This is a genomic window from Mesorhizobium sp. M0870 (genome assembly GCF_040319775.1).
In the GTDB taxonomy this organism is placed as follows: domain Bacteria; phylum Pseudomonadota; class Alphaproteobacteria; order Rhizobiales; family Rhizobiaceae; genus Mesorhizobium.
This window is the reverse complement of the sequence record NZ_JAMYOI010000015.1, coordinates 1-12,567: the sequence shown is the minus strand read 5'-3', so window position 1 is coordinate 12,567 and position 12,567 is coordinate 1. Positions and strand designations below refer to the sequence as shown.

8 protein-coding genes are annotated in these 12,567 nt (G+C 64.6%); 6 read left to right on the top strand and 2 right to left on the bottom strand.

Features of this window, described 5'->3' with window-relative positions:
• Window positions 1–93: 93 nt before the first annotated feature.
• The 5 genes from NKH97_RS18940 (at window position 94) to NKH97_RS18920 (ending at window position 9,487) form a co-directional block, all read left to right on the top strand.
• Window positions 94–954, top strand: coding sequence for an FAD binding domain-containing protein (locus tag NKH97_RS18940; protein ID WP_352798413.1), 861 nt, complete (start codon window positions 94–96; stop codon window positions 952–954).
• Window positions 954–1,430 (top strand): (2Fe-2S)-binding protein, encoded by a 477-nt coding sequence (locus NKH97_RS18935; RefSeq protein ID WP_352773997.1) that lies wholly within the window; start codon window positions 954–956, stop codon window positions 1,428–1,430. Before NKH97_RS18940 ends, NKH97_RS18935 begins: the two co-directional genes overlap by 1 nt.
• 1 nt (window position 1,431) lies before the next feature.
• The gene (locus NKH97_RS18930; protein WP_352798410.1) at window positions 1,432–3,693 is read left to right on the top strand and encodes a xanthine dehydrogenase family protein molybdopterin-binding subunit; all 2,262 of its coding nucleotides are present in this window, start codon (window positions 1,432–1,434) and stop codon (window positions 3,691–3,693) included.
• A gap of 64 nt (window positions 3,694–3,757) precedes the next feature.
• Window positions 3,758–4,003 carry a MoaD/ThiS family protein gene (locus tag NKH97_RS18925; protein WP_352798408.1) on the top strand — a complete coding sequence of 82 codons (246 nt, stop codon included), beginning with the start codon at window positions 3,758–3,760 and terminating at the stop codon, window positions 4,001–4,003.
• A 606-nt stretch (window positions 4,004–4,609) separates the two neighbouring features.
• The gene (locus NKH97_RS18920) at window positions 4,610–9,487 is read left to right on the top strand and encodes an autotransporter outer membrane beta-barrel domain-containing protein (protein WP_352798406.1); all 4,878 of its coding nucleotides are present in this window, start codon (window positions 4,610–4,612) and stop codon (window positions 9,485–9,487) included.
• A gap of 120 nt (window positions 9,488–9,607) precedes the next feature.
• Here the strand turns inward: NKH97_RS18920 and NKH97_RS18915 are convergent, their stop codons facing one another.
• Window positions 9,608–9,964, bottom strand: coding sequence for a hypothetical protein (locus tag NKH97_RS18915; protein ID WP_352798542.1), 357 nt, complete (start codon window positions 9,962–9,964; stop codon window positions 9,608–9,610).
• 254 nt (window positions 9,965–10,218) lie between these two features.
• On the opposite strand from NKH97_RS18915, the gene NKH97_RS18910 reads away from it, so the two are divergent.
• Window positions 10,219–10,659: a lipid-binding SYLF domain-containing protein gene (locus NKH97_RS18910; protein ID WP_352798404.1), complete on the top strand. Its 441-nt coding sequence runs from the start codon at window positions 10,219–10,221 to the stop codon at window positions 10,657–10,659.
• A 3-nt stretch (window positions 10,660–10,662) separates the two neighbouring features.
• Here the strand turns inward: NKH97_RS18910 and abc-f are convergent, their stop codons facing one another.
• Entirely contained in the window at window positions 10,663–12,285 is a 1,623-nt protein-coding gene (abc-f, locus tag NKH97_RS18905; RefSeq protein WP_352773983.1) for a ribosomal protection-like ABC-F family protein, read from the bottom strand.
• Window positions 12,286–12,567 lie beyond the last annotated feature (282 nt).

Below are 12,567 nucleotides of genomic sequence, written 5' to 3'. Positions count from 1 at the left end.
CCTGGCCTAATCGCCGCAGATGAGGAACCGGATAGCCATTATGAGGAGACTGTTTATAACGGTCGCTGAAATCGCGATGACCAAGGGGAGACGATGCGCTACATACGTCCGCTTTCAATAGAAGATGCCGTTGGCCAGTTGGCCGGGTCGGCTGGTACGGCCGCCATCCTTGCGGGAGGCAGCGACCTCCTGGTCAGAATGAAGGGCGGCTTTGCCGAACCAGAGCTGATCGTCGACATCAAGGCGATCGACGGCTTGAGCGAGATCCGGGAAACGGCTGAAGGCTTCAGCATCGGCGCGGCGGTTCCCTGCGCCGTCCTGGGGGAGAACACCGCGCTCAGGAAGGCATGGCCCGGTGTCGTCGAGGCGGCCAAGCTGATCGGATCGAAGCAGGTGCAGGGACGCTGCACCATCGTGGGCAATCTCTGCAACGCATCGCCGGCCGCCGACAGCGTGCCGGCGCTGGTTGCCGCCGGCGCCAAGGCAGTGGTCGTCGGGCCGGCGGGCCGGCGCACGATCCCCGTGCAGAGCGTGCCGACCGCGCCGGGCAAGACGTCACTCGCCAAAGGCGAGATCATCGAGGCGATCCTGCTCGACAGCCAAGCGCCGCGCTCGGGCGATGCCTATCTGCGTTTCATTCCACGCACCGAAATGGATATCGCGGTGGTCAGCGCCGGCGTGAACCTGACGCTCGATGAGCACGGTGTGGTCAAATCGGCCCGCGTGGCGCTGGGCGCCGTGGCGGCGACGGTGCTTCTGGTCGAAGAGGCGGCGGAGGTGCTCATCGGCTCCAAGCTGGACGAGGCGACGCTGGAGCGGCTCGCCCAGGTCTGCGCAGGGGCTTGCCGTCCCATCGACGACAAGCGCGGCACCATCGAATTCCGGAGGAAAGTTGCGGGCGTGCTGGCCAAGCGGGCCGCCACGAGCGCCTATGCACGTGCAGGAGGCAAATGATGGCTGGTGTAGCAGTTTCAACGACAATCAACGGCGACAACGTCGAGTTCCTGTGCCAGCCGGACGAGACGCTGCTCGACGTCCTGCGCGATCGGCTGGGGCTGACGGGCGCTAAGGAAGGCTGCGGCACCGGCGACTGCGGCGCCTGCAGCATCATCCTCGACGACCGGCTGGTGTGTTCATGCCTAGTGTTAGGCGCCGAGGCTGAAGGCCGCCGCGTCGAGACCATCGAGGGTATGGCCCATGGCGATACGCTGCATCCGCTGCAGCAGAAATTCCTCGAGCATGCGGCGCTGCAATGCGGCATCTGCACGCCGGGTTTCCTGATCGCGGCCAAGGACCTCCTGGCCAAGAACCCCGACCCGACCGAGGAAGAAATCCGCTTCGGCCTTGCCGGGAACCTCTGCCGCTGCACCGGCTACGACAAGATCGTGCGCGCCGTCCAGGACGCGGCCATCGTGATGAAGGGAGCCTGAGATGAATTTCGATCCACGTTTTTCCGGACGTAAATTCACCTCCGTCGGCACGCGTCCGATCCGTCCCGACGGCATCGACAAGGTGACGGGCCGCGCGCGCTACGGCGCCGACTTCAACATGGCCGGCCAGCTGGTCGGGCGCGTTCTGAGAAGCCCGCACGCCCACGCCAGGATCGTGAAGATCGACATTTCGAAGGCCGAGAAGCTCGCCGGCGTGAAGGCGGTGATCACCGCGGCCGACCTGCCGGACCTCACCGATGGCGATGCCGCCATGTACGACGTTCTCGACAATTGCATGGCGCGCACGAAGGCGCTCTATGACGGCCACGCGGTGGCCGCGGTCGCCGCGATCGACGCCCGCACCGCCAGGCAGGCGCTGAAGCTCATCGAGATTGAATACGAGCTTTTGCCGCATGTCACCGATGTCGACGAGGCGGCGAAGCACACGGCGCCCTTGATCAATGATGCCATCTTCACCGAGGGCCTTGAGGAAAAGCCGGTAAAACCCTCCAACATCACCAAGCGCAGCCAGTTTGGCCATGGCGATGTCCATCAGGGTTTCGGCCACGCCGACTTCATCGTCGAGCGTTCCTTCAAGACCGAGCAGACGCACCAGGGCTATATCGAGCCGCATGCCTGCGTGGCGAATTTTAGTTCCGACGGCACCGCCGACCTTTGGGTCTGCACGCAGGGCCATTTCGTCTACCGCCAGCACTGCGCCCAGCTGCTTGGCATGGAAGCCTCGAAACTGCGCGTCACCTCCTCGGAGATCGGCGGCGGTTTCGGCGGTAAGACCCATGTCTGGGCCGAGCCGGTGGCGCTGGCGCTGTCGCGCAAGGCCGGACGGCCGGTGAAGCTGGTGATGACCCGCGACGAGGTGTTCCGCGCCTCGGGCCCGACCAGCGCCACCTCGATCGACGTCAAGATCGGCGCCCGCAAGGACGGCACGATCACCGCCGCCGAAGCGACGCTTCGCTACAGCTGCGGCCCGTATGCCGGCTCCTGGGCCGAGATCGGCGCCATGACCGCGTTCGCCTGCTACAAGCTCGATAACGTCAAGACGGTCGGCTACGAAGTGCTGGTCAACCGGCCGAAGACCGCGGCCTACCGCGCGCCCTCGGCGCCGATGGCGGCGTTCGCGGTGGAAAGCGCGGTCGACGAGCTGGCCAAGAAGATCGGCATGGATCCGGTCGACTTCCGGATCAAAAACGCCGCACAGGAAGGCACAAGATCCTCCTACGGTCCGGTCTACGGCCCGATCGGCATCGGCCCGACGCTCGAGGCGGTGAAGAGCCATCCGCACATGAAGGCGCCGCTGGGTAAAAACCAGGGTCGCGGCATGGCTTGCGGTTTCTGGTTCAACTTCGGTGGCCAGACCTGCACCGACCTCAACATCGGCATGGACGGTTCTGTCTCGCTGGCCGTCGGCACGGTCGACGTCGGTGGTTCGCGCGCGTCGCTGTCGCTGGTGGCGGCGGAAGAGCTCGGCATCGACTATTCCCAGGTCAAGGCAATCGTCGCCGACACGTCCAGCCTCGGCTACAACGACATGACGGACGGCAGCCGCGGCACCTTCTCGTCTTCCATGGCGACGATCTCCGCCGCCCGCAATGCGATCAAGATCCTGCGCGAGCGCGCCGCGCAGATGTGGGACATTGCCGTCGACGACGTGGTCTGGGAAAAGGGCCACGCGATCGCCAAGGGCGAGAAGCACGGCAATCTCGGCAAGCTGTCGCTGAAGGAGATCGCGGTCGAGTCGGGCAAGACCGGCGGACCGATCGCCGGCCACAGCGAACTCGTCGCCGATGGCGCCGGCGTCTCCTTCGCCACCCATATCTGCGATATCGAGGTCGATCCCGATACCGGCGCCACCAGGGTCATCCGCTACACGGTCGTGCAGGACGCCGGCAAGGCGGTGCACCCGACCTATGTCGAGGGACAGTACCAGGGCGGCGCCGCGCAAGGCATCGGCTGGGCGCTCAACGAGGAGTATATCTACGGCTCGGACGGTCGGCTGCAGAACGCCGGCTTCCTCGACTACCGCATCCCGGTCTGCTCGGACCTGCCGATGATCGACACGCAGATCCTCGAGATTCCCAACCCCAACCACCCCTACGGGGTGCGCGGCGTCGGCGAGACGTCGATCGTGCCGCCGCTGGCGGCGATCGCCAACGCGGTGTCGAACGCCGCGGGCGTGCGCATGACGCATATCCCGATGTCGCCGCCGCGTATCCTGGCGGCGATCGAGGCGGCTAGAGCATGATGCCGAAAAGTGCGGAGCGGTTTTCGGATAACATCATGCTCCATCCCGAATAGGGGTCTCGCGAATGGTCGAAGTAACGCTCTGGGGCTCGCTCGCCGCGACCGCCGGAGGCAACAGCAAGGTCGAGATCGAGGCCAAGGACATAAGGGAGCTGTTCAGGAAGCTGGCTGAACAGTATCCCGGCCTCGAGCCCTGGATCGACAAAGGCATCGCGGTTGCGATCGACGGGACGATCTATAGGGACACGTGGTCGAAGAAGCTGCCGGAGGGGGCGGAGATTTTTTTGTTGCCGAGGTTGGTTGGGGGGTAGGCGGATAGCTGGCGGGGCAAAAGTGCACTGCCGCCGTAATTTACACTGTCACCGTAATTCTACGAAGCGCTATTGCGTCCGACCGGGAGGAAGTCTGCTTCGCGCCTCATGTCGGTCATCGAACAGACTGTAGCCGCATCCCAGTAGCTGACATCGCTGAGGCCCCCGCGGCGACAGGGGTATGGCGTGAGAGGGAAATCCCGGTCCAGTGATGACGCTCTGTCCACCCGGCTTGCGCTGGGCAGCCTTCGAGCTCACTCGATGGGATCGCTGAGGGCCAGGAGCTCCGAAAATTTCCCTGCAGACCCATGCGGCGAGATTGTTCTCGCGATTCCGTAAGGTCTCTTTGATAAGCTAGATCTAATATCGACGTATTATCTGTCACTCAAACGTCGCAGACTTGATTTTACTGGTCACTGTTAGCTTCTTGGTAGCTCTCATGACTATAAACGTCTTGCGGGCGAATAGCTTTCATGCTGCTTTCGGCGCACTCAGGAATCAGGGAGCTTTGGCATGGCGGAGCGGATGTTGGCGCGCGATGGGATTTGGGTTTTGCATCTCGCGCGCTTGCAGCAGGTCGTGTCGCTTCGCTCCAGCACTTCTGCCTTGACGATCCTAACTGTTGCCCTTGCACTGAGCGCCGCGCCGGCTCGGGCCGATGGCGGCAATGGCGTCGGCGTAGGGGCCGGACAAGGGGGTGTGGACGGTGCACTAGCGGGCGCCACGGGTCAGAGTATCCCCAATGGGGCGGCTGCCGGTGGTGGTGGCGGCGGCATTGACCTCACGACGGGCAACGGTGCGCCTGGGGGATCGGGATCGTTAACTACCACAGCCAGCAATCCTAATGGCGTTGCCGGTGCGACTGGTGCTACGGGTCTGGTCATCTCCACAGACGGTACTATTTCCACCAGCATCAGCGGCGGGGCGGGCGCATCAGGCTCACCTGGTACGATCGGCGTCGTCAGGAGCGGCGGCGGTGGCGGTGGCGGAGTGGGCGTCAGTGCGACGGCCGACGTTACCGTCACTGGTACAGGATCGGTAAGTGGCGGCACTGGCGGCCGAGGCGGGACTAGTGGCCAAAGCGGCAGCGGTGGTGGCGGCGTCGGCATATTCTCGTCCGCAAACGTGTTTGTAGAGGCGGGCGGCAGCGTTACCGGCGGCACGAGTCTCTCCACAGTTGGGGTCCAATCAGGTGGTGGTGGCGGCGCAGCTGCCATCGTCCTGATCGGCGGCGGGGCAATCCAGAACAGCGGGAATCTGCTCGGGGGCGCCGGCGGAAGAACTACTCTCGGCGGCGGTGGCGACGGTGGCGCCGCTGTTCTGCTGCTTTCAGGTGGAACCGTCATCAACAATCAAGGTGCGACGATCATTGGCGGCAGTGGCGGTCAGGGCTCCTTGGCCGGCGGCGATGGCGCCGCGGGGATCAAGGGCTCCAACATCGCGGTTATCAATGCGGGCACGATCAGCGGCGGCGCCGTCGGCGCCGGTGGTGGAACTCCGATCACCGGCAAGGCTATCGAGTTCACAGGCGGAGTTAATTCTCTGGAGCTTCAAGCGAGCTCGGTAATCGGCGGCAATGTGGTTGCATTCAGCACTGCCGATACTTTCAAGCTGGGCGGCGGTACCAACGCCAGTTTCGATGTGTCCAAGATCGGCGCTGGCGCCAAATACGACGGCTTCGGGCTCTATGAAAAGACAGGAAGCAGCACCTGGACCCTGACAGGGACGACGACCGCCCTTACGCCGTGGACTTTGAGCAGCGGGACCCTGCAAATTTCGAGTGACAACAATCTGGGCGCCGCCTCCGGCGGATTGACCTTCAATGGGGGCACGCTGCAGACGACCGCCGACATCACCAGCGGCCGGACAATCGCCCTGACAGGAGGCGGAACGTTTCTGACTGATGTCGGCACGACCCTCACGCTCAGCAATGTCATCTCCGGCGCAGGCGCTCTCACGAAAGCCGGTGGCGGCACGATGGTTTTGTCGGGCGCCAACACTTACACCGGTGGCACTGTCATCAATAACGGCACGCTCCAAGTCGGCGATGGCGGCAGCATTGTCGGCAATGTCCTCGACGACAGCACGCTGACATTCAACCGCTCAGATGCATTGATCGTCGATGGTACGATCTCAGGCAGCGGCGCGGTGGTTCAGCAGGGCTCGGGCAGCACGACACTGACCGGCCTGAACAGCTACAGCGGCGGCACGGTGATCACCGGCGGCACGTTGATCGGTCAAGCCTCGAGCCTCGGCACCGGCGGAATCCTCAACGACGGAGCGCTCGTCTTCGACCAGCCGACCGACGCCACCTTTGCCGGCTCCATCGATGGCAGCGGCTCCCTTACCAAGCAGGGTCTTGGCAATCTGAGCCTTACGGGAACCAGCACTCTCAGCGGCCCGACGACGGTCGAGGCCGGCAAGCTTGTCGTCGAGGGTTCGCTCGGCAGCTCGCAGACGACGGTCAACAGCGGTGCGACGCTGGGCGGCTCCGGCTCGATCGGCGGCGCGGTCATCATCGCCGATGGCGGCATGCTGGCGCCGGGGTCCAGCCCTGGCACCCTCACGGTCGGATCGCTCAGCCTGAGCTCCGGCTCGATCCTTGATTATGAGCTTGGCCAAGCCGGCATTGTCGGCGGCGGCGTCAATGACCTGATTGAGGTGACCGGAAACCTGACGCTGGACGGCAGCCTCGACATTACCGATGTCGGCGGCTTCGGCCCCGGTGTCTACCGGCTGATCAATTATGGCGGCGCGCTGACCGACAACGGCCTCGAGTTGGGCAATCTGCCGGCCGGCGTAACGACAGCCGACCTGACGGTGCAGACCTCGGTCGCCAACCAGGTCAATCTGGTCAGCAGCGCCGGCAATGACCTGTTGTTCTGGGACGGTGACGCGGCCGGGAATGCCAACAACAATCTGGTCGACGGTGGCAACGGCACCTGGACGGCGACGAGCCCGAACTGGACGACGAGCACCGGCTTGGTGACAGGCGCGATGAAGCCGCAGCCCGGTTTCGCCATCTTCCAGACACTTGGCGGTACCGTCAGCGCCGACGACAGCGCTGGCGAGCTTGCGGTCACCGGAATGCAGTTCGCCGCCGACGGCTATCGCATCGAGGGAGACGCCATCACGCTTGCCGGCGCTGGCGGCGAGAGCATCATTCGGGTCGGCGACGGCACCTTGGCCGGAGCAGGCTATACCGCCACCATCGCCTCCGTGCTGACCGGGGCGAGCAGCCTGACCAAGACCGATGCCGGCACGCTGGTGCTGTCGGGCGCCAACACCTACACAGGCGGAACGGCCGTCTCGGGCGGCGTGCTTTCGGTTGCGGCCGACAACAATCTCGGCGACGCCGCCGGCGACCTGACCCTCTCCGGCGGTACGCTGCGCAACACCGCCGTCTTCTCCTCGGCGCGAGACATCACGCTTGCGGCGCCCGGCGGTACCTTCGACACCTTGGCCGACCTCACTTTGTCCGGCGCGATCTCGGGTGCCGGCAATCTTGCCAAGACCGGCGCCGGCACGCTGACGCTGACCGAAACGAACAGCTATGGCGGCAACACGCTGGTGAGTGCCGGCACGCTGGTCGGCAACGCGGCTTCGATCCGTGGCGACATCGGCAATTCCGGCACTGTCGTGTTCGACCAGGTGGCGGATGCCAGCTTTGCCGGCGATATCTCCGGCACCGGCACGATGGTGAAGGACGGTGCCGGCACGCTGAAGCTAGCCGGCACCTCGCTGCTCGACTGGACCGTCGACCAGGGTGGCCTCGTCTCGGCGGCCGAGCGCTTCGGTGGCGATGTCTCTATCGGCGCGGGCAACTCCTTCACCTTCGACCAGGTCGCCAACTCCAGCTATGCCGGCGTGCTCTCGGGTGCCGGCACGTTCATCAAGGACGGCCAGGGCACCCTGGTGCTCGCGTCCGGCAACTCAGGCTTTACCGGCGCCACATCGGTCAGCGGCGGCACGCTTGCCGCAGGCGCAGAAAACGCATTCAGTTCCTCCTCGCAGTTCTCGGTCGCCTCAGGCGCCACGCTCGATCTCGCCGGCACTTCGCAGACCATTGCTGGCCTGACCAATGCCGGGACCGTGGGCATTGCCGGCAGCCTTGGAAGCAAGCTGACCGTCAGCGGCGACTATGTCGGCAATGGCGGCAACATTCTCATCGGCACCGCCCTGGGTGCAGACAACTCGCAGACCAACATGCTGGTTATCGCCGGGGATACGTCAGGCACGGGTACGCTCCAGGTTGTCAATCTCGGCGGCGGCGGGGCGCAGACGGTCGAAGGCATCAAGATCGTCGATGTCGGCGGCGTCTCGAATGGCAGCTTCTCGCTAAAGGGCAACTATACTTTCGAAGGCGATCAGGCGGTGGTCGGCGGCGCCTATGCCTACAGGCTCTACCAGGACGGCACGAGCACGACCGGCGACGGCGACTGGTATCTGCGTTCTGCCTTGATCGATGGCGGTGGACCCGGAACTCCGCTCTATCAGGCAGGCGCACCGCTCTATGAGGCCTATGCGGGCGTATTGCAGACCTTCAACCAGCTGGGCACGCTGCAGCAGCGGCTCGGCAACCGGTCCTGGACCATCGAAGCGCAAGGCGCCGACGGAATCTCCGACGAGGTGAAGGCCGAGGCCGGTATCGGGCTGTGGGGCAGGATCGAGGGCACCAGCGGCTCCTACGATCCGGAAAGCTCCACCACCGCAACGACATATGACACATCGACCTGGAGGCTGCAGACCGGCGCCGACATGCTTTTGTCCGATAGCGCGGCCGGCCAGCTCATCGGCGGCGTCGCCTTCCAGTATGGCACCGTGTCCGCCGACGTCTCGTCGGTCTTCGGCAGCGGGTCGATCGACAGCACCGGCACCGGGGTTTCCGGCTCGCTGACCTGGTACGGCGCGGAAGGCTTCTACCTCGACGGCCAGGCGCAGGTGATCTGGTACGACAGCAATCTCGATTCGGCGACCGCCGGACAGCGGCTCGTCGACGGCAACAACGGTGTCGGCTACGCGCTCGGCGTCGAAGCGGGCAAACGCATCATGCTCGATCCCAATTGGTCGCTGACGCCGCAAGCCCAGTTGGCTTGGTCGTCGGTCGACCTCGACGCCTTCACCGACGCCTTTGGCGCGAGGGTCACCCCAGGCACCAACGACAGCCTGCTTGGCCGCCTCGGCCTCTCGCTCGGCCATCAGACGCAGTGGCAGGACCGCACGGGCCGCGCCGGCCACACGAATCTCTACGGCATCGCCAACCTCTATTACGACTTTGAGGATGGCTCATCTGTCGACCTCGCCGGCAGCACCCTTTCGAACCGCAACGAGCAACTCTGGGGCGGCCTCGGTATTGGCGGCACGATCAACTGGGCCGACGACAGGTTCTCGGTGTTCGGCGAAGCCGCCGCCCGGACGGGCCTCAAAGACTTCGGTGACAGTCATGCGCTGACCGGTTCACTGGGCTTGCGGGTCAAGTGGTGACTTGCTTGGCACTTACTGGCTGATGTTGATCGCGCCATGACTGCTTAGGTCCAACGGCGGCTCTCCACTCGCGCCGCTTCGCAGCCCCGGTGCCTTTGGGGCCGGGAAGGCGCGGCAGGGCTATGGATACTTCGTCGGCGGCACGCCAGGGTTCAAATCGCCCTGCAGTTCCTTCGGCAGCGGCAAGCTTGAACATTGCAGGTGCACTTCGCGGGCGAACAGCTTTCGTTGCTTCTGCTCATGCTCCTTGATGGCTGCGACGAGCCCCATCGAGTATGGACCAAGCAAGACGCCGAATCCCCACCCCGGATGCTGTTTCTCGCGAGCCTCGTAATCCGAAGCCGCCATGCGGGCCTGCTGGCATGCCGGCGAAGCCCATTTCTGGTCCTGCTGCGAAAGCGACGCCTCATAGTCGACCGGGGAGGTCGCGCATCCGGCCACTGCCGCAGTCAATGCGAGGCAGATTGCGATTCTCATCCGAAGCCTCTCCTGAGCCTTGTAGAGGGCCTGCATAGACCTCTTCATCCCACAAGGCGATAGCTGCGGTCGGGCGCCTTCCCCACCCTCCTCAACCCGCCGCCCTCTCCCCGGCCCTCCAGCCCGCCCGGATTCGAACCCATGCCTGGAACCAAATCGCGGGGCCTGGAACCAAATCACGGGCGAGACTGTTCAGTTGTAACTTTGATCCCACGCTGCGGCCGGCAAAGCGGCGACATTGAGGAGTTCTCACCATGAAGATTTCATCCGGATTTCGTTCCATCGCGGTTGCCGCCATCGCCACCGCGAGCATCGGCTTTGCCAGCGCCGCGCATGCCGACAGCGGCACGATCCGCTTCTCCGTCTACAAGGCGGCCTTCTTCGTCGGTGGTTCCGGAGGCAAGGGCACCTTCACATTCCATGGCAAGAGCTACCCGATCTCGATCGGCGCCGTGTCCGGAGGCCTGGCCTTCGGCGTGTCCAAGACATATTTCCGCGGCACCGTGCGTCACATCAGACGCGCCCGCGACGTGACCGGGGTCTATGGTGCGGCAGGCGGTGGCGGCGCGCTTGGCAAAGGGGCTCAGGTGATCGTCATGAGCAACGACAAGGGCGCCCGGCTCGAATTGACGGGCAGGCAGGTCGGCCTGCAGGTCAACGCCGACCTCAGCGGCATGAGCATCTCGCTGCGGTAAGGGCTAGCTCCTCAACCCCGGTGCTTCCTGCCCCGTCCGCTCGACATATTCCGTATAGCCGCCGCCATAGGTGTGGATGCCTTCGGGCGTCAATTCCAGCACGCGGTTGGAAAGTGCCGCCAGAAAATGCCGGTCATGCGAGACGAAAAGCATGGTGCCCTCGTACTGCGACAGTGCCGTGATCAGCATCTCCTTGGTGGCGATGTCGAGATGGTTGGTCGGCTCGTCCAGCACCAAAAGGTTGGGCGGGTCGAACAGCATCAGCGCCATCACCAGCCGCGCCTTCTCGCCGCCTGACAGCACTCGGCATTTCTTTTCGATCTCGTCGCCGGAAAAGCCGAAGCAGCCGGCAAGTGCCCTGAGCGGCGCCTGGCCGGCCTGCGGAAACGCGTCCTCCAATGTCTGAAACACAGTGCGCTCGCCTTCCAGCACCTCCATCGCGTGCTGGGCGAAATAACCCATTTTGACACTTGGCCCGCGCGCCACCGTGCCGGTGTCGGGCTCGGAAGCGCCGGCGACCAGCTTCAGGAGCGTCGACTTGCCGGCGCCGTTGACGCCCATGATGCACCAGCGCTCGCGGCGGCGGACCTGGAAGTCGAGCCCCTCATAGATGGAGCGGCTGCCATAGCCCTTGTGGACGTTCTTCAGCGTCACGACATCCTCGCCGCAGCGCGGCGCCGGCAGGAAATCGAACGAAACCGTCTGGCGCCGCTTCGGCGGCTCGACGCGGTCGATCTTGTCCAGCTTCTTCACCCGGCTCTGCACCTGTGCGGCATGCGAGGCGCGCGCCTTGAAGCGCTCGATGAAGGCGATCTCCTTGGCCAGCATCGCCTGCTGGCGCTCGAACTGTGCCTGCTGCTGCTTGTCGGCGATCGCCCGCTGCTGCTGGTAAAATTCGTAGTTTCCGGAATAGGCGGTCAGCGAACCGGCGTCGATCTCGACCACCTTGTTGACGATGCGGTTCATGAACTCGCGATCGTGCGAGGTCATCAACAGCGCGCCATCATAGTTCTTCAGGAAGGACTCCAGCCAGATCAGGCTTTCCAGGTCGAGATGGTTGCTTGGCTCATCGAGCAACATGGCGTCGGGCCGCATCAACAGGATGCGGGCCAGCGCCACGCGCATCTTCCAGCCGCCGGACAGCTTTCCGACATCGCCGTCCATCATCTCCTGCGAAAAGCCGAGACCGTCGAGCACTTCGCGGGCGCGGCCATCCAGCGCATAACCGTCGAGTTCCTCGAAGCGGTGCTGAGCCTCGCCATATTTTTCGATGATCTCGTCCATCCGGTCGGCCTGCTCGGGATCGGCCATGGCCGCCTCGAGGGCTGCCATCTCGGCCGCGACTTCGCTGACAGGCCCGGCGCCGTTCATCACTTCGGCCACGGCGCTGTGGCCTTCCATGTCGCCGACATCCTGGCTGAAATAGCCGATGGTGACGCCGCGATCGACCTGCACCTGGCCTTCGTCGGGCTGCTCCTGGCCGGTGATCATGCGAAACAGCGTCGTCTTGCCGGCGCCGTTCGGCCCGACGAGGCCGACCTTCTCGCCCTTCTGCAGCGACGCCGACGCTTCGATGAAGACAAGCTGACGGCCGTTCTGCTTGCTGATGCTTTCCAGTCTGATCATGCGGTGTCCGGGCCATATGCTTGCGTGAAAGGATTTGCCCGGCGCCTTACGCGAAGGATGGCCGCAAAGAAAGAGGCGCAAGCGCCGCAGCGCTTCACCCTCCCCCTTGTGGGGAGGGTCGGCGCACCGGCGTTGCGAAGCAAGGTCGGTGGGACGGGGTGGGGGCGCGGCGCTGCAAAAGAGCCCCCCCCCCCCCCCCCGGGCGGGGGGCCCCCCCCCCCCCACGGGGGGGGGGGGGGGGCGGCCCCCCCCCCCCCCCCCCAAAAAAAAAAAAAAAACGGG

Bases quoted from the DNA above. Each gene is read 5' to 3' on its own strand.
- NKH97_RS18925 (WP_352798408.1), top strand. From the start codon at position 3,758: ATGGTCGAAGTAACGCTCTGGGGCTCGCTCGCCGCGACCGCCGGAGGC.
- NKH97_RS18940 (WP_352798413.1), top strand. From the start codon at position 94: ATGCGCTACATACGTCCGCTTTCAATAGAAGATGCCGTTGGCCAGTTG.
- NKH97_RS18930 (WP_352798410.1), top strand. From the start codon at position 1,432: ATGAATTTCGATCCACGTTTTTCCGGACGTAAATTCACCTCCGTCGGC.
- NKH97_RS18915 (WP_352798542.1), bottom strand. From the start codon at position 9,964: ATGAGAATCGCAATCTGCCTCGCATTGACTGCGGCAGTGGCCGGATGC.
- NKH97_RS18910 (WP_352798404.1), top strand. From the start codon at position 10,219: ATGAAGATTTCATCCGGATTTCGTTCCATCGCGGTTGCCGCCATCGCC.
- abc-f (WP_352773983.1), bottom strand. From the start codon at position 12,285: ATGATCAGACTGGAAAGCATCAGCAAGCAGAACGGCCGTCAGCTTGTC.
- NKH97_RS18935 (WP_352773997.1), top strand. From the start codon at position 954: ATGGCTGGTGTAGCAGTTTCAACGACAATCAACGGCGACAACGTCGAG.